Annotated in this window: 15 protein-coding genes; 7 read left to right on the top strand and 8 right to left on the bottom strand. The window is 63.4% G+C overall.

Annotation, left to right across the window (positions count from 1 at the left end):
* Positions 1-4: 4 nt before the first annotated feature.
* The 5 genes from PZN02_RS07615 (at position 5) to PZN02_RS07635 (ending at position 6,212) form a co-directional block, all read left to right on the top strand.
* Positions 5-484 carry a formate dehydrogenase subunit gamma gene (locus tag PZN02_RS07615; RefSeq protein ID WP_280660981.1) on the top strand — a complete coding sequence of 160 codons (480 nt, stop codon included), beginning with the start codon at positions 5-7 and terminating at the stop codon, positions 482-484.
* Complete coding sequence (locus tag PZN02_RS07620) at positions 481-2,037, top strand: formate dehydrogenase beta subunit (protein WP_280660983.1); 1,557 nt, start codon at positions 481-483, stop codon at positions 2,035-2,037. The genes PZN02_RS07615 and PZN02_RS07620 overlap by 4 nt, the downstream gene beginning before the upstream one ends.
* A gap of 223 nt (positions 2,038-2,260) precedes the next feature.
* Positions 2,261-5,143, top strand: coding sequence for a formate dehydrogenase subunit alpha (fdhF, locus tag PZN02_RS07625; protein WP_280660984.1), 2,883 nt, complete (start codon positions 2,261-2,263; stop codon positions 5,141-5,143).
* A gap of 21 nt (positions 5,144-5,164) precedes the next feature.
* The gene (fdhD, locus tag PZN02_RS07630) at positions 5,165-5,992 is read left to right on the top strand and encodes a formate dehydrogenase accessory sulfurtransferase FdhD (protein ID WP_280660985.1); all 828 of its coding nucleotides are present in this window, start codon (positions 5,165-5,167) and stop codon (positions 5,990-5,992) included.
* Positions 5,982-6,212 carry a formate dehydrogenase subunit delta gene (locus tag PZN02_RS07635; protein ID WP_280660986.1) on the top strand — a complete coding sequence of 77 codons (231 nt, stop codon included), beginning with the start codon at positions 5,982-5,984 and terminating at the stop codon, positions 6,210-6,212. Before fdhD ends, PZN02_RS07635 begins: the two co-directional genes overlap by 11 nt.
* A gap of 104 nt (positions 6,213-6,316) precedes the next feature.
* Here the strand turns inward: PZN02_RS07635 and PZN02_RS07640 are convergent, their stop codons facing one another.
* The 3 genes from PZN02_RS07640 to rocF form a co-directional block, all read right to left on the bottom strand.
* Positions 6,317-6,796, bottom strand: a complete 480-nt coding sequence (locus PZN02_RS07640; protein ID WP_153436651.1) for a chemotaxis protein CheW — start codon at positions 6,794-6,796, stop codon at positions 6,317-6,319.
* A 240-nt stretch (positions 6,797-7,036) separates the two neighbouring features.
* Entirely contained in the window at positions 7,037-8,242 is a 1,206-nt protein-coding gene (gene rocD / locus PZN02_RS07645) for an ornithine--oxo-acid transaminase (protein WP_280660987.1), read from the bottom strand.
* Between the two features lie 74 nt (positions 8,243-8,316).
* On the bottom strand, positions 8,317-9,240 hold the full coding sequence (rocF, locus tag PZN02_RS07650; protein ID WP_280660988.1) for an arginase: 924 nt from the start codon (positions 9,238-9,240) through the stop codon (positions 8,317-8,319).
* Positions 9,241-9,380: 140 nt separating this feature from the next.
* On the opposite strand from rocF, the gene PZN02_RS07655 reads away from it, so the two are divergent.
* Together PZN02_RS07655 and PZN02_RS07660 are read left to right on the top strand one after the other, a co-directional pair.
* Entirely contained in the window at positions 9,381-9,815 is a 435-nt protein-coding gene (locus PZN02_RS07655) for an Lrp/AsnC family transcriptional regulator (protein WP_280660989.1), read from the top strand.
* 193 nt (positions 9,816-10,008) lie between these two features.
* A complete protein-coding gene (locus PZN02_RS07660; RefSeq protein ID WP_280660990.1) occupies positions 10,009-10,485 on the top strand; it encodes a VOC family protein in 477 nt (158 codons plus the stop codon).
* A 102-nt stretch (positions 10,486-10,587) separates the two neighbouring features.
* Here PZN02_RS07660 and PZN02_RS07665 read toward each other — a convergent pair whose 3' ends face one another.
* From PZN02_RS07665 to PZN02_RS07685, 5 genes are all read right to left on the bottom strand, one after another.
* Positions 10,588-11,367, bottom strand: coding sequence for an APH(3')-II family aminoglycoside O-phosphotransferase (locus PZN02_RS07665; protein ID WP_280660991.1), 780 nt, complete (start codon positions 11,365-11,367; stop codon positions 10,588-10,590).
* A 165-nt stretch (positions 11,368-11,532) separates the two neighbouring features.
* On the bottom strand, positions 11,533-18,576 hold the full coding sequence (locus tag PZN02_RS07670) for a translocation/assembly module TamB domain-containing protein (RefSeq protein ID WP_280660992.1): 7,044 nt from the start codon (positions 18,574-18,576) through the stop codon (positions 11,533-11,535).
* Positions 18,577-18,675: 99 nt separating this feature from the next.
* The gene (locus PZN02_RS07675) at positions 18,676-20,589 is read right to left on the bottom strand and encodes an autotransporter assembly complex protein TamA (RefSeq protein ID WP_280660993.1); all 1,914 of its coding nucleotides are present in this window, start codon (positions 20,587-20,589) and stop codon (positions 18,676-18,678) included.
* A gap of 391 nt (positions 20,590-20,980) precedes the next feature.
* Positions 20,981-22,180 carry an NAD-dependent formate dehydrogenase gene (locus PZN02_RS07680; RefSeq protein WP_280660994.1) on the bottom strand — a complete coding sequence of 400 codons (1,200 nt, stop codon included), beginning with the start codon at positions 22,178-22,180 and terminating at the stop codon, positions 20,981-20,983.
* A 421-nt stretch (positions 22,181-22,601) separates the two neighbouring features.
* Positions 22,602-22,853: a YMGG-like glycine zipper-containing protein gene (locus PZN02_RS07685; protein WP_153440661.1), complete on the bottom strand. Its 252-nt coding sequence runs from the start codon at positions 22,851-22,853 to the stop codon at positions 22,602-22,604.
* Between the last annotated feature and the right edge of the window lie 245 nt (positions 22,854-23,098).

Genomic DNA, 23,098 nt, shown 5'->3' on the forward strand with positions numbered 1-23,098 from the left:
TCGCGTGAATATTCAGCTGCCGCGCGCAGACGTGGCTGAGCGTACGCTCGCGATTGTCGGTGAACTCAAAGGGCTCGAAGGTCCACTTCTTCCGATCCTGCACGAGATCCAGGACGAATTCGGCTATGTGCCTGAGGAGTGCTTGCCGGTGATTGCGCGCGAACTAAACCTTTCGCGCGCCGAGGTCTACGGCGTCGTCACCTTCTATCATGATTTCCGCAACCATCCCGCCGGACGCCATGTGCTGAAGCTCTGTCGCGCGGAGGCCTGCCAGTCGATGGGCGGAGACCGGCTAGCCGAACGCGCCAAGGCACTACTCGGCATCGACTTCCATGAGACGACGCCGGACGGCGCGGTGACGCTGGAGCCCGTCTACTGTCTCGGGCTCTGTTCCTGCTCGCCGTCGGCAATGCTTGATGGCGAGGTTCGCGGACGGGTCGACGACGCGGAGCTTGAGGCGCTGGTTGCGGAGGCGCGCCGATGACCGTGAAGATCTACATTCCGCGGGATGCGGCCGCACTTGCGCTCGGCGCCGATCGCGTCGCCATGGCGATGGCGGACGGGATTGCCGCGCGCGGGCTCTCCGCCACGATCGTCCGCAATGGTTCGCGTGGCATGCACTGGCTGGAACCGCTGGTCGAGGTCGAAACCGGCGAGGGCCGCATCGCCTACGGCCCGGTGAAGTCCAGTGACGTAGCCTCGCTTCTGGATGCCGGGCTGCTCTCTGGCGGCGCGCACGCGCTTTGCCTGGGGAAGACGGAGGAGATTCCGTTCCTCAAGCAGCAGACCCGGCTGACCTTCGCTCGCTGCGGCGTCATCGATCCACTGTCACTCGGCGACTATCGCGCCCATGGCGGCTTGCGCGGACTCGAAAAAGCGGTTGCCATGCAGCCCGCGTCGATCGTTGCGGAGGTGACCGAGAGCGGACTTCGCGGGCGCGGCGGTGCCGGCTTCCCAACCGGCATCAAGTGGAAAACGGTTCTCGAGGCGGCGGGCGCGCGCAAATACATCGTCTGCAACGCCGATGAGGGCGACAGCGGCACCTTCGCCGACCGGATGATCATGGAGGGTGATCCCTTCGTGCTGATCGAGGGCATGGCGATTGCCGGCATCGCCACCGGCGCCATCAAGGGCTATGTCTACACGCGTTCCGAATATCCACATGCGATCGCGGCCATGGAGCAAGCGATCGAGATCGCCCGCGCCGCCGGCGTGCTTGGCGCCTCGGTGCTCGGTTCCGCTCACGCCTTCGACATGGAAGTGAGGACCGGCGCCGGTGCCTATGTCTGTGGCGAGGAGACCTCGCTCTTGAACAGCCTCGAAGGCAAACGCGGTATCGTTCGCGCCAAGCCGCCGCTTCCCGCGCATAAGGGCCTGTTCGACTGTCCGACCGTTATCAACAACGTCATCTCGCTCGCCTCCGTGCCGATCATTCTGGACAAGGGAGCCGCCTTCTATCGCGATTTCGGCATGGGCCGGTCGCGCGGCACGATCCCGATTCAGATCGCCGGCAACGTCAAGCATAGCGGCCTCTATGAGACCGCTTTCGGCCTGACGCTCGGCGAGATCGTCGACGAGATCGGCGGCGGGACAGCGAGCGGCCGACCGGTCAAGGCGGTGCAAGTGGGCGGCCCGCTCGGCGCTTATTTCCCGCGCGCACTATTCGACACCCCGTTCGACTACGAGGCCTTCGCGGCCAAGGATGGCCTGATCGGCCACGCCGGCATTGTCGTCTTCGACGACACGGCCGACATGCTGAAGCAGGCGCGCTTCGCCATGGAATTCTGCGCCGTCGAAAGCTGCGGCAAGTGCACGCCCTGCCGCATTGGCTCGATACGCGGCGTCGAGGTCGCGGACAAGATCGCCGCCGGTATCGCGCCTGAGAAGAATCGCGAGTTGCTCGCCGATCTTTGCAACACGATGAAGTTCGGCTCGCTCTGCGCGCTGGGCGGCTTCACGCCCTATCCGGTGATGAGCGCGATGACGCATTTCCCGGAGGATTTCTCGCCGGCCCCGGCAGTGGAGGCGGCGGAATGATGGCGGTCTATACCCCCCTCTGGCCTGCCGGCCATCTCCCCCACAAGGGGGGAGATCGACTCGCTGCGAGCCGATCGCTCCAAAAGGATCGCTTGCATGCGCGGAACGCTCCGATAGGCGGGAAGAGTACGCCCCACCTGTTCTCCCCCCTTGTGGCGGAGATGCCCGGCAGGGCAGAGGGGGGTGATCTCTCCCTGAACGCAATTTCTCAGGAGGTCCATTGATGTCTCTCATTCATGAAATCGACTATGGCACTCCTGCTTCGAAATCCGAAAAGCTGGTGACGCTAACGATCGACGGGCGCGAGATCACCGTGCCGGAGGGCACCTCGATCATGCGCGCGGCGATGGAAGCCGGCATCGAGGTGCCGAAACTCTGTGCCTCCGACATGATGGACGCCTTCGGGTCCTGCCGCCTCTGTCTCGTCGGGATCGAGGGACGCGCCGGCATGCCGGCTTCCTGCACGACGCCGGTCGCGCCGGGCATCAGCGTTTCCACCCAGACCCAGCGGTTGAAGGACGTCCGCCGCGGCGTGATGGAGCTTTATATCTCCGACCACCCGCTCGACTGCCTGACCTGCGCGGCCAACGGCGATTGCGAACTGCAGGACATGGCCGGCGCCGTGGGCCTGCGCGACGTGCGTTACGGCTATGACGGGGCGAACCACGTCACGGCGCGCAACAATGGCGGCGAGATCAATCTGAAATGGGCGCCGAAGGACGAATCCAATCCCTATTTCGCCTTCGATCCGGCGAAATGCATCGTCTGCTCGCGCTGTGTTCGCGCCTGCGAGGAGGTACAAGGCACCTTTGCGCTGACGATCGGCGGGCGCGGCTTCGATTCGCGCGTTGCCGCGGGCATGAACGAGGATTTCGTTTCCTCCGAATGCGTCTCCTGCGGCGCCTGCGTGCAGGCCTGCCCGACGGCGACGCTGACCGAAAAATCGGTGATCGAGATCGGCCAGCCGGAACATTCGGTGGTCACCACCTGCGCCTATTGCGGCGTCGGCTGCTCCTTCAAGGCGGAGATGCGCGGCGAGGAACTGGTGCGGATGGTGCCGTGGAAGGACGGCCAGGCTAACCGCGGCCATTCCTGCGTCAAGGGCCGCTTCGCCTACGGCTATTCGAGCCACAAGGACCGCATCCTCAATCCGATGATCCGCGAGAAGATCACCGATCCCTGGCGCGAGGTCACCTGGGAAGAGGCTTTTGCGCACGTCGCCTCCGAATTCCGCCGTATCCAGTATCAGTACGGCCGAGATTCTGTCGGCGGCATCACCTCGTCGCGCTGCACCAACGAGGAGACCTATCTGGTGCAGAAGCTGGTGCGCGCCGGCTTCGGCAACAACAATGTCGACACCTGCGCCCGCGTCTGCCACTCGCCCACCGGCTACGGCCTTAACCAGACCTTCGGCACCTCGGCAGGCACGCAGGATTTCGACAGCGTTGAGCAGACGGATGTCGCCGTCATCATCGGCGCCAACCCGACCGACGGACATCCAGTCTTCGCCTCGCGGCTGAAAAAGCGGCTGCGCGAAGGCGCCAAGCTGATCGTCATCGATCCACGCCGGATTGACCTCGTTCGCTCCGCCCATGTCGAGGCCTCCTACCATCTGCCGCTGAAGCCCGGCACCAATGTCGCCATCCTGACGTCGATGGCACACGTGATCGTCACCGAGGGCCTCGCCAACGAAGCTTTCATCCGCGAGCGCTGTGACTGGTCGGAATATGAGGACTGGGCCGCATTCGTCGCCGAGCCATATCACAGCCCGGAAGCGACCGAAGCCTATACCGGCGTTCCGGCCGAACTGGTGCGCGGCGCGGCGCGCCTGTACGCCACCGGCGGCAACGGCGCCATCTACTACGGCCTTGGCGTCACCGAGCACAGCCAGGGCTCGACCACCGTTATGGCGATCGCCAACCTCGCCATGGTGACCGGCAACATTGGCCGGCCCGGTGTCGGCGTCAATCCGCTGCGCGGCCAGAACAACGTGCAGGGCTCCTGCGACATGGGCTCATTCCCGCACGAACTGCCCGGCTACAGGCACATCTCCGATGATGCGACGCGTGACGTCTTCCAGAAACTCTGGGGCGTGACAATCAACAACGAGCCGGGCTTGCGCATCCCGAACATGCTTGATGCCGCCGTCGACGGGACCTTCAAGGCGCTCTACATCCAGGGCGAGGATATCCTTCAGTCGGATCCGGACACCAAGCATGTCGCTGCCGGTCTTGCAGCAATGGAATGTGTCGTCGTGCACGACCTGTTCCTCAACGAAACGGCCAACTACGCCCACGTCTTCCTGCCGGGCTCGACCTTCCTCGAAAAGGACGGCACCTTCACCAATGCCGAGCGGCGGATCAACCGCGTTCGGCGTGTCATGCGGCCGAAGAGCGGCTATGCGGATTGGGAGGTGACGCAGAAGCTCGCCCAGGCCATCGGGCTTAACTGGAACTATCGCCATCCATCCGAGATCATGGATGAGATCGCGGCGACGACGCCGACCTTCGCCATGGTTTCCTACGACTATCTGGACAAGATGGGCTCGGTGCAGTGGCCCTGCAACGAAAAGGCGCCGCTTGGTTCACCGATCATGCATGTCGATGGCTTTGTGCGCGGCAAGGGCAAGTTCATCCGCACCGAATTCGTCGCAACCGACGAGAAGACCGGTCCGCGCTTCCCGCTGTTGCTCACCACCGGCCGCATCCTCAGCCAGTACAATGTCGGCGCACAGACGCGGCGCACGGAGAACGTGATCTGGCACGCCGAAGACCGGCTGGAGATCCATCCGCACGATGCCGAGCAGCGCGGCATTCGCGACGGCGATTGGGTCAGGCTGGCCAGCCGTTCGGGTGAGACGACACTGAGGTCGCTGATCACCGATCGCGTCGCACCGGGCGTGGTCTATACGACCTTCCATCACCCGACGACGCAGGCGAACGTCATCACCACCGACTTCACCGACTGGGCAACCAACTGCCCGGAATACAAGGTGACTGCGGTGCAAGTCTCGCCTTCGAACGGCCCCTCCGACTGGCAGCGCGACTATGACGAGCAGGCTCGCCAGTCGCGGCGGATCGCTGGCAAGCTGGAGGCGGCGGAGTAGGGGAGTGCGGGAGCACGTCGCATGAGCGGTATCAAGACAAGCGTGAAAGTGGCCGAATCCGCTCGCCGCGCCGGTACCCTCGTCGCCGGGTCACGGGTGGTGCCGGAGGAGACGCCGATCGCGTTGACCTATGGCGGCTCCACCCACGCGGTGATGATGGCGACGCCCGGCGATTTCGAGGATTTTGCCGTCGGCTTCAGCATGACCGAAGGCATCATCACCGAACCGGACCAGATCGAGGCTGTCGACGTCGTGGCCGAGGACAAGGGCATCGACCTGCAGATCACGCTTCGGGACGAAGAGAACGACATGCTGCGGCAGCGGCGCCGGCACATGGCCGGTCCGGTCGGTTGCGGTCTTTGCGGCATCGAATCGATCGAGCAGGCTGTTCGCCCTACTCCGGATGTCTCGAGAGCGGCGCTCCGGCTTTCGCAGGCCGACGTCGTCAAGGCCGTAGCACTTCTCAACGGCCAGCAACCTCTGCATGTCGAGACGCGCGCGGTACATGGCGCGGCGTTCTACGTGCCGGGAAGGGGCCTGATTGCCGTACGCGAGGATGTCGGACGCCACAATGCGCTCGACAAGCTTGTCGGTGCGGCGGCGCGTGCCGGCTTCAAGGGCGGTGAGGGTGCCGTCGTCGTCACCTCGCGCGTATCGGTCGAGATGGTTCAGAAGACTGCGATCATCGGGAGCCCGGTGATCATTGCGATTTCGGCGCCGACGGCGCTTGCCATTCGCACGGCGGAAGAGGCGGGCATGACGCTCATCGCGCTCGTGCGCGGCGACGAATTCGAGATCTTCACCCATGCCGCGCGCATACATTCCGGAGCTGTTGCCGATGTCGCCTGATACCAATGCCAAGCTCATCTACATGGCCAACCAGATCGCCACGTTCTTCAAGAGCCAACCGGCAGCGGAAGCGGCGGAGGGCGTTGCGACCCATATCAACAAATATTGGGAGCCGCGCATGCGCCGCAAGCTGTTCGAGCACATCGAGGCCGGCGGCGAGGGGCTGAACCCGCTGGTGCTCGAGGCGGCCGCGAAGATTCGCCGTCCGGAAGCGGCGTAGCGGCCGCTAAGGACCCCGCGTGAAACCCAAACTTACCTGTCGTCGAACGAAAGAGGCCGCCTCACCGTGGTGAGACGGCCGGCATCCAAGAATGATCAAAAATCTCAGGCGGCGAGTTCTTCCACGTCCCGTTCCTTGAACATGCGGGCAAGATTCAGGAAGCAGATCATGCCCGATTCATTGGCGATGATGCCTTCCGCGAAGCTCTTGTCGAAGGAAGCCGTCACCTCCGGCACCGGCTGAACCTGGCTGCCCTGAACGGTGAGAATGTCGGAGACGCGATCGACGACGAGGCCGATAACCATGTTGTGCACTTCGGCGACGACGATCGCGCTGCGTTCGTTGGCGACCGTCGATTTCATTCCGAGCTTGTGGGCAAGATCGATGATCGGGATCACCGTGCCGCGCAGGTTCATCACGCCGATCACTTCCGGCGGTGAGTGCGGAATGGGTGTCGACGGCGCCCAGCCGCGGATTTCACGGATCGTCGTGGTTTTGACGCAGAATTCCTGATCGTGAAGACGGAACGCTATGATTTCCAGCGTCTCGCCGTCAAATCCGGCCGTTCTCAATGTTCCTGTCATCGAAGGTCCTTCCAGCTTTCCGGTCGACGCCTCCTGCGGATGCTGCGGGCAAGCGCAGCTTCCAGCAAATCAGGAGGTGCCGTTAGATCCGCCGAGGACATCCGGCGAGGCGCAAGCTGCATCATGCGCGGAGAAACCCGCTTTGCGCTTTGGGAGCTAGTCTAAGCCGGGATTCGTTAAGACTTGCTTTTGAGAAGGATGCGAGCCGCCCCGATGCCGGGACGGATCGGAAGGATGGTGTCACGCAGAGGCGAGCACGGCCGCGAAATGTTCGACCGCCCAATCGACCTGGTCCTCTGTGATGACGAGCGGCGGGGCGATGCGGATCGTGTCGCCATGGGTGTCCTTGGCGAGAATGCCGCGCGCCTTCAGTGCCTCGCAATATTTGCGGGCGCCGCCCGCTTCCGGAACCAGCTCGACCGCGAGCATGAGACCGCGGCCGCGAACTTCCTTGATGATGTTGGAGCGGACATCCCGCAGGCCGTTCTGGAAGCGCTCGCCCATCCGGGCGGAATTTTCGATCATGCCCTCCTCGGTGAGTGCCTTCAGCGCCGCCCGGGCAATCGCGCAGGCAAGCGGATTGCCGCCGAAAGTCGAACCATGCTGGCCCGGTTTCAAAACGCCGAGCACCTCCGAATTCGAAAGCACGGCGGAGACCGGATAGAAGCCGCCGGACAACGCCTTGCCGATCAGTGTCACATCCGCCTCGATGCCCTCATGCTCTTCTGCAAGCAGCTTGCCGGTGCGGCCGAGACCGGTCTGGATTTCGTCGAGAATGAGCGTAATGCCATGCTTCGTGCAGAGGTCACGAACCCCGGCAAAATATCCAACTGGCGGCACGATCACGCCAGCTTCGCCCTGGATCGGCTCGACGAGGAACGCAACCGTATTTTCGCTGATCGCTTCGCGGAAGGCGTCGATGTCGCCGAAGGGAACGATCTTGAAACCCGGCGCGAAAGGCCCGAAGCCGATGCGGGCGTCCGGGTCGGTCGAAAAGCCGACGATGCCCATCGTACGGCCGTGGAAGTTGTTGGAGCAGACGATGATTTCGGCCTTGTCGTCGGCGACGCCCTTGACCTCGTATCCCCATTTGCGCACGGCCTTGATGGCGGTCTCGACCGCTTCGGCGCCGGAGTTCATCGGCAGCACCTTGTGCGAACCGGTGAGCGCCGCGATCTCCTCATAGAAATGCGCAAGCTGGTCGTTGCGGAAGGCGCGCGAGGTGAGCGTCAGCTTCTGCGCCTGTTCGATCATCGCCCTGAAGATCTTCGGATGACAATGGCCCTGGTTGACGGCGGAATAGGCCGAGAGGCAGTCGAGATAGCGATTGCCGTCGACGTCCCAGACATAGACGCCTTCGCCGCGCGAAAGCACGACGTCGAGTGGCTTGTAGTTATGGGCGCCCAGCCGGTATTCGGTTTCGATCAGGGCTTCAGTTGTTGTCATCAATGATCCTCCGGTTGTGTCATGGCGCCGCGCTCGTGGGCATGCGCGGGATCGCCGGGACGTCTTAGTCACGTTCAGGCGCTGCGGGTCGGCCGGTCGAGAATGCGGCGGCCGAAGAGACTTGCCGTCAGCTCGACCAGGACGCGGGCGCTCTTGCCGCGGTCGTCGAGGAAGGGGTTGAGTTCGACGACGTCGAGCGATGAGACGAGATCGCTGTCGCAGAGCATCTCCATGATCAGATGAGCTTCGCGGAATGTCGCACCGCCCGGCACCGTGGTGCCGACACCAGGTGCAATTTCCGGATCCATGAAATCGACGTCGAGGCTCACATGCAGGAGGCCGTTGGCGGCGCGGACCTCATCGAGGATCTGACGCATGATGTGGGCCATGCCAATCTCGTCGACGGCGCGCATGTCGTAGACATTGACGCCGTGCTCGGCGATCTCCTCGCGCTCGCGCGCATCGACCGAGCGAATGCCGATCTGATAGACCCTCGTCGGGTCGACCAGCGGCCGATCGCTGGCGAGGATCGGGGCGAATTCCGCCTCGCCGCAGAAGAAGGCAACGGGCATGCCATGCATGTTGCCGGAGGGCGAAGTGACCGGCGAATTGAAGTCGGCATGCGCATCGAGCCAGAGGACGAAAAGCGGCCGGCCGACCGCATCGGCGTGGCGCGCCATGCCGGAGACGCTGCCCATGGAAAGCGCATGGTCGCCACCGAGGATGATCGGGAAATGTCCCTTGCGGGCGACGTCGTGTACGGCATCGTTCAGCGCCCGGGCAAAGGCTGCGACCATCTGCAGATTGTTGGCGCGCGGATGATTGGCGAGGTCGCGTGCCGGCAGCGGCCGGACATCGCCTTCGTCGTGAACCGTATGGCCGAGTTCGGCCAGAACCGTGTCGATGCCGGCGATCCTCAGCGCCGTCGGGCCCATGGCCGCGCCGCGCCGTCCGGAGCCTTCTTCGATGGGTGCGCCGATCAAGGTGATGGTCTTCATTTCCGCCTTTTCCTTCCTCTGATTCCCCGCAAGAATGGCGCGGATTATCGTCAAAAGGCGTGACAGCAAAAAGATGGAAAACTGTCGATTGGAAGGCTATCATCGCCATATTGATAAGGCAAATTTGCCAAATTGAGAACATGGACGATCTCGACCAAACCCTCATCAGCGCGCTCAGACAGAATGCGCGCATACCGGTCTCGACGCTTTCGGCAATGACGGGCGTGTCGCGCGCGACTGTCGCCGCACGCATCGATCGGCTGGTGGCGAACGGAACAATTGCTGCCTTCACGATCCGGACCGGCTCGGAAATTCCGACGTCCGGTGTGCGCGCCGTCGTCATGATCGAAGTTCACGGCAAGATGGCCGACCGCGTCGCGGATCAGTTGCGCGGCTTGCCGCAGGTCAGGGCGCTGCACAGCACCAACGGGCGGTGGGATTTCATCGCCGAGCTTGAGGATCGCGACCTCGTCAGCTTCGATGAAACGCTGAGGCGTATTCGGCTCATCGATGGAATCACTGTGACAGAGACCAATATCCTTCTGAAGACCAGCAAGATGAGCGGTGCGTTCTGACGCTAGTGCAGCTGTCGGCGCCGTCCGTCTTTAGCGGCCGCAAGCGATTTTTGTTCTTGATTTGTTCTAATTCCCTTGTAAGATGTTCCACCTCAGCAAAACGAGAAGCATGAGGAAAGTGCGTGGCGTCCGCCCGCATCCCGTTCTATTTCATTGAAAATGATCACGTTCATCGCGATCCAGGGAGGTTGTCATGGCCACGTACAATGGCGGCCCGGCACGGCAGATTTGCATAAAGCTGTTCGTCAGGCATGGGGACGAGGAGCGAGCGATCGCCTTCTATAGTGACGTCTTCGGCGCCGAGCTCCTGCAGCGCCATGAGTGGAGCGGCATCCTAACGAGCGCCGACCTTTGCCTCGGCGATTCCGTCTTCCGCATTGCCGGCGCCAATCCGCGCCGGGATGCCGAGCCGCGGCTTGGCGGACCGCGGTCGCCACATGCGCTCGGCACGACGGCGGCGATCCTAGAACTGCATGTCGATGACGTGGATCGGGTGCTCGGACGAGCGATCGGTTCTGGCGCGAGCCTGCGCAATGCCGCCGAAACGCTGCCGACGGGAGATAGGGTCGGCGCCTTCATCGACCCGTTCGGACACATCTGGGCGTTGTTCACCGCCATTGACGAAAGCGAGGTGCTGGACGCGTTCGGGGTAGATCGAAACGCCGCTTGATGTGAGGTTTACTGCTCACCACCTTCCCAATCCCTTTCCCCTTGTCAGGAGTGGGGAGGGGCCGGGTGAGCAGCCGGAAGCCGTCGGCTTTCGTCGTTCACTCTAGAAAAACTCGTCCAAAAGGCAGTAAAAGGAAAGCTTCTCCGGATCGGGATTTGGCAGGCCGTATAGGCCGAGAAACGGCTGAACCCATTCTTTTCCCAGATTGTAGCTGATGCTTCGACAGGCCAGAGCGATGTCTTGGTGAAGATCCGCGACGCCAAGGCGACCGCAATCGATGAAGCCGGCGAATCGGCCCCCTTGCGCGACAATGTTGGGCAAGCAGGCATCGCCATGTGTCACCACCAACTGCTCATCTTTCGGGTTTCGTAGTTGAAGCTCGCCGAAGAGCTCTCGCGCCGTCCTTCCCTGCCGTTCGTCGTCGAAATCGTTTTCATCGACAAGGCCGGCGTCCATGCGCGCCTCTGCGGCGGCGATGCGGCTCCTTAGCCGGTGATCAAAGGGACATTTGGCCGGGTCGAGGCGGTGCAGGCTGCGCAGCGCATCGGCAAGAATGACGATGCGTTCGGCCGGCGACAGGCGAGAGGAGGCAAGATCGATCCCCTCGATTGCTTCCACCAACAGCCAGCGTTGCCCTGCATGCTGCGCTTGGCCGAGAACTCGCGGACAGGGCAGGCCCTGTGCTGCGAGCCATTCAAGTCGCGCCGCCTCGTTTTCCAATTCGGCAAAAGGTCCTGACTTTTCATGTTTGACGACGAGTGGGGGCTGGCCATCGGCCCTGAGCAGGAGCACCGTGGACGCGGATTGACCAAGCGTGTCTTTTTCAGAGGTATAGCCCGAAAGCCGGTCGCGGAACGCCGGCGGCAGATCGATCTCTTGCATTTGTATGGGCGGCTCGACAGGTTGATTTTGCAGTGAATTGTGTGGGCGCTGCAGTAGCCTCGCGGCCACAAGCGAGGCCAAGGGCCCGCCGCAGCCGCTCAGTCCCGGTCCCCGCTCACGGCAGAGACAGCCGCGGAGGGGAAACCGAAACAATCTTTGCTTCGCCTAATACTCCCTTTCGAAGAAGATGCCGCCGGCAGCCGAGCCGTCGCCGGCGGCCTCGCCCTTCAGCTTGACGCCCCTTCCGACATCGAAATTGATCACAGCCTTGCTGGAGCTCGAATCCGAGCCCTGCTGCAATTCGAGGTAAGTGCGGTCGTTGAGGTATTTGCCGGCCCGCAACTGCGCGCCGCCGCTCTCGTCGGTCGTTATGTCGAGATCGTCGACGCCGAGTTTGTTGCGCAGACCGTCAAGCACGGATGTCGAGCCGCCGCCGGCGAGTTGGCTGACGGCTGAGGCGAGTTGAGCGATCTGGAAGGCCGACAAGTTGGAAAGCGACCGGTTGAAGATGAGGCGCGCCAGGATTTCGTCCTGGGGCAGCGCCGGCGAGGAGGAGAACGTCACCTGCGGATTGTTGGCGAGCCCGGAGACATTGACGGTGATGGTCGTCGAGCCGGCGCTCGAGGTGGCGTCGAGGTCGAGTGTCGGAATCAGATCGCCGCCGAAACCGATCCGCCCTCGGGTGAACGTGAGGCGCTTGCCGAGAATTTCGAGCCGCCCGCGCCGCATGTCGAAGCCGCCGGAGACGATCGGCTGCACGGCAGTGCCACGGATCGTCAGCTCGCCGCCAAGCTCCGCATCGATGCCGCGCCCACGCACGAAAAACTGTCCCGGGGCACTGACGGCGAGATCGAATGCGATCAAGCCGCGGGCCTCGGCTCCTGCGGAGGTGTCCCTGCGCAGGTTCCTTGCCATCTGCTGCACGTTGGCCGGGGCGTTCCTATGCGTGATGTCGATCTCGGATAAAGAGGTGGGCAGCTTTTCCGGAATAGTGATTGCCGCGCGGCGGATCGTCAGCCTGCCGCCGAGCACCGGCGTGGCGACGAGCGGCCCCCTGAGCGTCAGGTCGCCGGCAAGGTTTGCCGTAAAGAGCGTGCCGTCGACATAGGTCGCGTTGTTGAGGCGGATCCTCAAATCCGCAGGGAAACCGGAACCGGCCGCGATCCCGACGGTCCCGCTCGCCTCGATCGAGCCCCCGGTGGCGAGATTGGTGGAAAGCCTCGAAATCGTCGCCTGCCTGCCGTCGAGTGTGACATTTGCTGTAAGGTCGTTGAAAGCGAGGTTACGCCGGACGTCGACCAGCCGTCCGCCGGCGGTCCTGATCGTGCCGGAGATCTGCGGCGCCCTCGCCGAGCCGGAAAGCGAGAGATCGATGGTCGCGGAGCCGGTGAGCGTGAAACCGTTTTCCGCCATGAGGTTGGCAAGCAGCGCGAAGGGCACGTTGCCCGAGAATTTCATCGAAAGCGGCATATTGCCGCCAAGCTCGACGGTACCGCCGCCCCTGATGGACAGCCCTGAGGCGCCCGACAATACCGTGTCGAGCGTGACGCGATTGTCGACGAGCCTGCCTTTCGCGGTAATGTCGACCGCGCCGACGCCCGCCGAACGCACCTGCGCCACGGAAGCACCGCTCCATTTGAGATCGTATACGACCACCGGCGCGGCCGGAGTTCCGTCGATGTCCACCGTTCCGGCGATAGTGCCTTCCGCTCCGACGGTGGGCGCGAAACTGTTGATCAGAGCAGCGGGCATCGCGTTTAGTCGCGCCGAGATATCGAGCTTTTCCCCCGCCGTGCCGGTGACCGTGATGGTTCCCCTCGACGCCTGAATGACGAGGTCCTTGAGACGCACGATGGTATCTTCGATCGCCACGGTGGTCGGCTTGGCGAGCTTCAACGGAATCCGCTTCGGCGTCGCAGAGAAGGAAGCAAGACGGACTTCGGTGCGGCCTCCGCCCCTGAAAAGATCGCCTTTTGCCGCAAGCGGCCCGCCGTCATAGTTTCCGTCGATCGAGAAACCCGTCCTGTCGCCCTGTTGCTCGAAGGCGAGATTAAGGCCGGAGAGACGATTTTGTCCTTGCGCGATGCTTTCCGCCTTGACGCTGCCCCTAATGGCGAGCGCGGCGACATCGGCGATGCTGATGTCCGCCACAGGCTTTGCGATCGTCAGGGCATCGCGCTTGATACCGCTGCCGCTTGCCTTGACTGACACGGAGGTGATTCCGTCGACGGTGCGGACTGTCGCGGAACCGGCGAGATCGCCGGACGCCGTCTGGCCGGCCATCGCCGCCAGCAGGCCGAGATCAGGCAGGGTGAAGTCGATCGTGCCGTCCGGCTTGAAGTCGGGCGTCAGGTTGAGCCTGCCGGTCAGCCGGTTGTCGCCGATCGTTGCCTGCAAAGTCGGGATCGCGGTGCGGCCGTTCTCGGACACGACGTCGGCCCGCACATCGATCGCCTGGCCACCAAGCGCGCCTGTCGCGGTCAGCTTCGCCTGCGGGCTACCGGGTTTCGCGGTTGCGTCGGCATTGATCACCAGGTCGGACAGCCCGCGGCCGGCCAGCGTTGCGCCGCTGGAGGTCATCTCCGCCTTCACGCCGAGTTCGTTGAGCGGGCCGGAGATGTCGGCGCTGAACGCGGCCTTGCCCTGTGCGTCCGCGAGCAGCTTGCCGAGGTTGGGCAGGGTGCCTTCGATCGCCGCGGTCAGAGCGCCTTCGGCGAGCGTGGCGGAGCCGGTGGCGTCGACAGTGCCGGATGCCAGTTGCAACGCGCTCAGCTTGACGCTGCCGCCTTCGCCGGTCTCGACCTTGCCGGAGAGCGCGATCGTCCTGTCGAATTTTGCCGCGAGGCCGGGGGGCAGCAGATGCGGTTCGGCGAACAGCTTGAAGTCGGCAGCAGCGGTCGCATTCGCCCGGTTCAGGCGGCCGGTGACGTTGCCACGGAAGTCGCCGCTTTCGATCGTCATCGGATCGAAGCGGACCTCCCCTTCGGCAACCGTGACCGTGCCTTTCGCCGTGACGTCCTGCGCGACGATGCCGGCGGAGCGAACCGATGCGATCGAGGCGCCATTCCAGACGAGCTCGTAGCCGACCACCGGTGCGGCTGCCGCCCCGCTGACATTGACGGTGCCGCCGATCGCGCCCTCGGCGCCGAGCGTCGGGGCGAAGGTGTTGATCAGGGTGGCGGGCAGCGCGTTGATTTGCGCCGAAATGTCGAGTTGCTCGCCGGCGGTGCCCGCGACGACAATCGAGCCGTCGGACGCAAGGATGGTGAGATCGCCGAGGCGAACGATGCCGTTTTCGATGGCGACGGTCGTCGGTGCGGCAAGCTGCACCGGCACCCGCTTCGGCGTTGCCGAGAAGGATGCCAGCCGGACCTCGGTGCGGCCGGCATCGCTGACGAGATCGCCTGTCGCCGCGACCGGTGCGCCATCATAGGCAGCGTTGATCGAGAAGCCCGTCCTGTCACCCTGCTGGTCGAAGGCGAGGTCGATGCCCGAGACACGGTTTTCTCCCTGGCCGAGGCTTTCGGCGCCGATGGTGCCCCTGATTGCCAGCTTGGCGATATCGGCGATGCTGATATCGGCGGTGGGCTTGGCAATCGTCAGCGCATCGCGGCTGATGCTGCCGCCGCTTGCCTTGACCGCAATCGACGTGACGCCATTGACGGTGCGCACCGTTGCGGAACCGGCAAGATCGCCGGACGCGGTCTGGCCGGCCATCGCCGCCAACAGGCCGAGATCGGGCAGGGTGAAGTCGATCGTGCCGTCCGGCCTGAAGTCGGGGGTGAGGTTGAGCGCGCCGGTCAGCCGGTTGTCGCCGATCGTCGCCTCCAGGGTCGGGATCGAGGTGCGGCCGTTCTCGGACACCACGTCGGCCCGGGCGTTGATCGCCTGGCCACCGAGGCTTCCGGTTACGGTCAGCTTGGCTCGAGGGTTGTTCGGTGTCGCCGTCGCATCGGCGTTGATTCTGAGATCTTCCAGCGTGCGGCCGGCCAGCGTTGCGCCGCTGGAGGTCATCTCCGCCTTCACGCCGAGTTCGTTGAGCGGTCCGGAAATGTCGGCGCTGAACGCGGCCTTGCCCTCTGCGTCCGCGAGCAGCTTGCCGAGGTTGGGCAGGGTGCCTTCGATCGCCGCGGTCAGAGCGCCTTCGGCGAGCGTGGCGGAGCCGGTGGCGTCGACGGTGCCGGATGCCAGTTGCAACGCGCTCAGCTTGACGCTGCCGCCTTCGCCGGTCTCGACCTTGCCGGAGAGCGCGATCGTCCTGTCGAATTTCGTGGCGAGGCCGGGGGGCAGCAGATGCGGTTCGGCGAAGAGCTTGAAGTCGGCAGCGGCGGTCGCATTGGCGCGGTTCAGGCGGCCGGTGACGTTGCCACGGAAGTCGCCGCTTTCGATCGTCATCGGATCGAAGCGGACGTCGCCTTCGGCAACCGTGACCGTGCCTTTCGCCGTGACGTCCTGCGCGACGATGCCGACGGAGCGAACCGAGGCGATGGATGCGCCGTTCCAGACGAGCTCGTAGCCGACCACCGGTGCGGCTGCCGCCCCGCTGACATTGACGGTGCCGCCGATCGCGCCCTCGGCGCCGAGCGTCGGGGCGAAGGTGTTGATCAGGGTGGCGGGCAGCGCGTTGATTTGCGCCGAAATGTCGAGTTGCTCGCCGGCGGTGCCTGCGACGACAATCGAGCCGTCCGACGCAAGGATGGAGAGATCGCCGAGGCGGACGATGCCGTTCTCGATGGCGACGGTCGTCGGTGCGGCAAGCTGCAGCGGCACCCGCCTCGGCGTTGCCGAGAAGGATGCGAGCCGGATTTCCGTGCGGCCGGCACTGCTGACGAGATCGCCCGTGGCTGCGACCGGTGCGCCATCATAGGCAGCGTCGATCGAGAAGCCCGTTCTGTCACCCTGCTGGTCGAAGGCGAGGTCGATGCCCGAGACACGGTTTTCTCCCTGGCCGAGGCTTTCGGCGCCGATGGTGCCCCTGATTGCCAGCTTGGCGATATCGGCGATGCTGATATCGGCGGTGGGCCTGGCAATCGTCAACGCATCGCGGCTGATGCTGCCGCCGCTTGCCTTGACCGCAATCGACGTGACGCCATTGACGGTGCGCACCGTCGCGGAACCGGCGAGATCGCCGGACGCGGTCTGGCCGGCCATCGCCGCCAACAGGCCGAGATCGGGCAGGGTGAAGTCGATCGTGCCATCCGGTTTGAAGTCGGGCGTGAGGTTGAGCGCGCCGGTCAGCCGGTTGTCGCCGATCGTCGCCTCCAGGGTTGGGATCGAGGTGCGGCCGTTCTCGGAGACGACGTCGGCGCGGGCGTTGATCGCCTGGCCGCCGAGGCTTCCAATTGCGGTCAGTTTGGCTTGAGGGTTGTTCGGTGTTGCCGTCGCATCGGCGTTGATTCTGAGATCTTCCAGCGTGCGGCCGGCCAGCGTCGCGCCGCTGGAGGTCACCTCCGCCTTCACGCCGAGTTCGTTGAGCGGACCCGTGATCGAAGCGCGGAACGCCGCCGCACCCCGGGCATCGGCGATAAGCCTGCCGAGATCGGGTAGGCTGCCCTCGATATCCGCGGTCAATGCGCCGTCGGCGAGTGTCACGGTGCCCGAAGCATCGAGGGTTCCGGATTTGACTTCGAGGTTGCTCAACCGGACGCTGCCGTCCTCACCGGTTGCGACGCCTCCCGTTGCCGCAATCGTGCTGTCAAACTTTGCGGCAATGCCGGGCGGCAGCACGCCGGGCACCGCGAAGAGCTTGAAGGCTGCCGCGACGGTCGTATCGGCACGGTTCAGGTTGCCGGAGACGCTGCCCCCGATGCTCGCGCTTTCGATCGTCAGCGGATCGAAGCGAATGCTCTCCGGCCCGACGTCGATCGTTCCGTCTACCTTCACGGGCGCCTTGATCGCCCGGTCGAGATCGGCACTTGCAAAACGGCTCTCGCCGACTTCGGCCGTCGTCTTCAGCGGCCCGGATTGTGTTTCCAGGTTGAAGGCATCGCTTTGCGCCGAAAGCCGAACGGCGCCAAGGCTCATCTGCGGCAGAGAGATCGAAGGGAGATCGCCGGCGATGTCGAGGATAGCCGAATGTCCGTCGCCGATCAGCGAGAGATTGGCGGTGTTGATCAGCGCGCGCAACTCGCCATCTCGCAGCGGCCAGCGGAAGTCGATGGGACCGCTGGTGCCCACAAGGCTTGCCTGAAGGTTGTTTTCGCCCTTGCTGTCGACCGTTCCGGCTGCGTTGAGTGTCAATGCGCCGGTGGAAACCTTGCCGGCCTCGATCTCCACCTTGCTCGATCCATCGAAGGCGGCCGTCACGTCAATGCTCGTTGTTCCTTCGAACAGCGGCTTGAAGACCGCCGGCGCGAGTGACACCAAGGCGCCACCGCCGGCGATGGTCAAGCGGCGCATACCGTCCGCGGCCTGCACATGGCGCCCGTCGAGCCGGAGGATCTCGTTGCCGTCGAGCGAGGCAGTGCCCGATCCCGCCCAATCGGAAAGCGGCCCTTCACCGGTCAAGGTGATGTCGACAGCCGGCTCGCCCGGCAAGCGGAGCAGCTTGGCGAGCAATCCTCCCTTCGGTTCGGCGACCTTCGCTTCCAGTTTCAGTTGATTGCCGGCCGGATTGAAAAGGATATCCGCGACGGCGTGCGCCTCCGGGCGATCGCGCTCGGCGGCATCGAAGGCAAGAGCGATGCTGGAATTCGTGGCGTTGGCATTGCCGCGCGCGGTCAGGAACTGGTCCTCGCCGGCGATCGCCTTGCCGATCATGATCTCCTTGAGATCGAAGGCGTCGATCTTGACCTCGACCGGCAGTGCGAAACTCCTCCGCACCTCCCTCGTTTCGGTCGAGGGAATGGGCGTGCGTTCGACACGGATCGAACCCGCCGCAATCTGGCTCGCATCGAACCGCATGGACAGGAGCTCGACCGGCGACCAGTTGACCGACAGGTCACGGATTTCCGCATAGATCCCCTGTCCGTCGAAAAGCGTGACCGAGCCGGCCTTGAAATCACCGGTCAACAGAGCGCTCGGATCCGAGATCCGGACGATCTGGTCGGGCGTTGCCGCATATTTCTCGATTGCCCAGGCGACGAGCCGCGCGCCGGGTGTCGTGAAGCCGACAAAGGCGATGATGAGGAGGAGCAGGACCACAAGAGTGCCGAGGCCGGCAAGAAGAAAGCGCAGCCCGGATCGAAGGAAGCGGATGACCTGATTCATGTCCTACCCATAGACCAACTTACGCCGTTTCGGAATCGGCAGGGACCTTGTCACCTGCGGAAAATATCTGCCTGAACTATCAAAAAAATCAGGCGCAATTCAGAAAGACTGACCGATGCCGGCGTAGATGCCGAAGTCGGTCCCGTCGGGATATTTGTTGAGCGGGACCGCAAAATCCAACCGGATCGGTCCGAAGGACGTAGCATAGCGCAGACCGATGCCGGCGCCGGCGCGGATGTCGGAGAAATCGGGCGTCGTCGAGTCCGAAACGGTACCGGCGTCGAGGAAGGGGACGATGCCGATCGTGTCGGTAATCGCGATGCGCGCTTCCAGCGAAGTGCTGACATAGGAGCGGCCGCCGGTCGCGTCATTGTCGGCATCGCGCGGGCTGATCTCCTGGAAGGAATAGCCGCGTACCGACCCGCCCCCGCCGAGGAAGAAGCGCCGAGGCGCCGGTATGTCGGCGAGTTCGTCACCGCCGACAAGCACACCGGCGCCGAGCTTGCCGGCGAGCACGAAACGCTTTTCCTCGCCCAGCGCATAGTAGCCGGAGGCCGAGGCCTCGAACGAGCTGAAGAAGGTTTGTCCTTCGATCTCGTAGCTCGGTTTGGCGTTGATCAGTGCCCGATAGCCTTCCGTTGCGTTCAGCTTGTCGTCACGCGTGTCGCGGACATATTCGAGCGGGATGCTGGCGGTGAGATACGAGTTCTTGCCGAAAGCGTCGTCGACGTCCGCCCAGCTCAATTCCGCCCCGCCCGAGAAAGTATCCTGCGGCGAAAGCTCAAAGGTCGCGCCGGCTGCCGCGGTAATCATCTTTGCGCGGTAGGCGTCCGGGTCGACGAGGCTTGCCTGGAGGCTGGCAGTGAAGGTCGATGCCGGCCCGAAGGCGCCTGGCTTTGCGAACAGGATACCGGCGGAATAGTCGAGGCCGCCGATATCCGTGGTCTCGCCGATGCGGTTGACCGCGCCTTCAATTCGCAAGGACTCCGCGCGGCCGAACAGATTGCGATGGCCCCAGTAACCCTGCACGCCGAGGCCGTCCGTGGTCGAGACCTGCCCGCCGAAACCGAAATACCGGTGCTTTCCCTCGGAGACCTCGATGTTCATCGGGATCCTGCCGTCCGGTGTTAGCGTATCGGCTTCCTTGATCGTGACGCTCGAGAAGACGTTCAATTGACGCAGGCGTTCCGCTGCCTTGCGGATGTTTTCCGGCGAATAGGGGCGGCCGTTGTTGAGGCGGGAATAATCCCTGACGAAATTCGGATCGACGGTTTTCGTGCCGGTAACCGTGAGCTGTCCAACCGGTGCCACGGGCCCGCCGGAGGCGCTGATCGTCACGTCGACGGTGGATGTGGCATGGTCGGCGACGACGCTGCGTTCCGTCAGCTTCGCCAGCGGTCGGCTCTGTTCCTTCAGATCGTCGACGATCTGCTCGCCCGCCTTGATTATCAATGTCGAGTCGGCGCGGGCGCCGCGCTTCAGATCGTAAGCGGCCGGATCGAGCCCGGCGGCATCGCCTCCGAACCTGATCGAGTCCAATGTAAACGCCGGCCCGGGCATGACGCTGACCGAAACCGGCACAGGTTTGCCCTTGGGAAAGGTGGGATCGGGCGGCAGGCTGTCGATATTCTGTCCGTTGATCAGAATGGTAATGGTTCCGCCGTAGCGCGCCTTCTCATAAAGGCCCGCGAGAATACGGTCCCTGTCGTCGCGTGCCTTGATCGCGAGGCCGAGATCGCCGGAGACCGGATTTTCCCTGTCCTGGAAGAGCAGCGAACTGTTCTCGATGGCCTCCCGTAGCTCCTTGTCATCGGTCCCGGGCTCGAATGTCAGGGCATAGTTGACCGGGTTGATGACCTGGACTTCTTCCTCGTCGCTTTCGAAGAAGCGCATGCCGAAGAGCCTGAACGCATGGGCCTGGTCGATGGAAAACGGGGCGAGCAGCGCCGAAGCCACAACTGCGAGAGCGGTCGCTGCCTTCCAGTGCGCAATGCTCGATCGTGCTGGAGACATCCCCCGCATCCCGTTTCAGGCGACTCAAAACAAACTGCCTGCATATGCGGCATCGGCCACGATAGCAGAACAAAGTTTTCCATCTGTTAACGATGACGGCCCATCGATGCCAGCCGGGAGGCGAGATTCGGCGACGATTTTCGCCAAAAAGGACTCGTTATGTTGTCCTTCAGGCACAAAACTACCCGTGGACCGACAATACTCCGTTCGGCGGCTCCTCATCGTTGCGGTCAAAACTCCCTCGGCCGCACCTACAGCGCCGCGCATCCTATCAGACGCGCAAAGGACGCTGTAGCATTTTGAATTGCTGCATGTTTTTATCCTTAAATCGGCTAGGATTTAAGGAAACATGCAGTAGGTTGCGGCCGTGCCGCGGCCCGCACGGCCGCATTCAGGTCTTGAAGCGTGCTGCCTCCTCGGACCCGCGCGTCGCGTCTCCGGCGCTATAGGAGTGCGCCCCCGCTCCGGCGAGCTTGCCGCCAGCGACGATCAGATATTCCTCGCGGATCGGCTTGCCTTCGAACCAGCATTCCAGGATCTCCCGCGTGCCGGCGGCATAGCGCGCCTGGGCGGACAGCGACGAGCCCGAAATATGCGGCGTCATGCCGTGATGGGGCATCGATCGCCACGGATGGTCCTTGGGTGCCGGCTGCGGGAACCACACATCGCCGGCATAGCCGGCGAGCTGGCCGCTCTCAAGCGCCCGCGCGACGGCGTCGCGATTGCAGATCTTGCCGCGTGCGGTGTTCACCAGATAGGCGCCACGCTTCATCTTGGCGATCATCGCCTCATCGAAGAGGTTTTCCGTCTCCGGATGGAGCGGCGCGTTGATCGTCACGACATCGCAGACGGGCACCATTTCCGCCGCGGTCTTGTGGAAGGTAACGCCGAGCTCCTTCTCGACCGCGTCCGGCAGCCGGTGCCGGTCGGTGTAGTGTAGTCTGACGTCGAATGGCTTCAGCCGGCGCAACACCGCGGTGCCGATCCGCCCGGCGCCCACCGTGCCGATTTCCATGCCCTCGATATCGTAGGAGCGTGCGACGCAATCGGCGATGTTCCAGCCGCCCTTCACAACCCACTGGTAGGAGGGGATGTAGTTCCGCGCGAGGCTGAGGATCATCATGACCACGTGCTCGGATACGCTGATCGAGTTGCAATAGGTCACTTCGGCGACGGTTACGCCGCGGTCCATCGCGGCCTGCAGGTCGACATGGTCCGAGCCTATGCCGGCGGTGATCGCGAGTTTGAGCTTGGCCGCCTTGGCGAACCGTTCCGCAGTCAGATAGGCCGGCCAGAAGGGCTGTGAGATCACAACCTCGGCGTCGACGAGTTCCCGTTCGAACACGCTATCGGGACCGTCCTTGTCCGAGGTCACCACCAGGCTGTGCCCCTGGTTTTCGAGAAACTTCCTTAGGCCCAACTCGCCGGACACGCTGCCCAAGAGGACGCCCGGCTGAAAATCGATGGCCTTCGGGGTGGGAAGCGTCTGGCCGCCGGGATAATTTTCCAGTTTCGGCAGGCCATCCCGCGCGTAAGCCGTCGGATAACCGTCGACCGGATCGTCATAGAGGACGCAAACGACCTTTGCCATTTCCATCTCCCTTCAGTGAAACGAAGAGGAAGGCCGCGATTCTTCAAGACTGCCGGTCAATGCGGACGAACATCAGGGCGATATGCTCTGTTGAATATCTGTGGCCAGCAGGGTTGCTCCTGGCTCTCCCACGTTCGTAGGGTTGCTACTATTCCCAAGAAGGTGGAGGAGCCGGAAGCGGTTTCAAGTGGGCAGCCTTGCGCCTGGATCGTTCGCTGCAGCGCCGTGCGCCTTTTCAGACGCACAAAGGTCGCTGTAGCACTTTGAAATTCTGCTTGTTTTCATCCTTAAATCGGCTCCGATTTAAAGAGACATGCGGTAGCGTAGCTGGTGGCCACCCCCGCATCGGCACCCCGCTCCAACAACACAAGAAAAAGCCCCGGATCGCTCCGGGGCCGTTGCTTGCGGATTGCTGCGGCAATTAGCAACGGTCGATGTAACGGCGGCCGTAGCGGTCGCGGTAGTAGCACTGACCTGGCTGTTCGCTGACATGGCCGATCAACGCGCCGGATACACCGCCAATGGCGGCGCCGACCGCAGCACCACGTACGTTACCAGTGATCGCGCCACCGATGATCGCGCCCGATGCAGCACCGATGCCGGCGCCCTTTTCCGTCTGCGTGCAGCTTGCGACTGACAAGGCGACCAGCACCAATGCGATGGCTTTCTTCATGTTGTCCTCTCCGATCTCTACGGATCTCAGCCTGTCGCTTCGTCCGTCCCTGGATTGAAAGGCGGGTCGACGAACGTCTCCGCCACTTGAACTTGCATTCGGGAAAATAAACGGCCGCCCGGGAAAGTCCACGGGGCATGGCGAAATGTTCCCGCCGCAAGATAATGCGATGTTTCCTGAACGGAACATGAAGGCGCTGTTCCCGGAGTCACAGCCACCGCGGAATTTTTTTGTCGCGCTTTGGC

The organism is Sinorhizobium garamanticum, from assembly GCF_029892065.1.
Taxonomy (GTDB): Bacteria; Pseudomonadota; Alphaproteobacteria; order Rhizobiales; family Rhizobiaceae; genus Sinorhizobium; species Sinorhizobium garamanticum.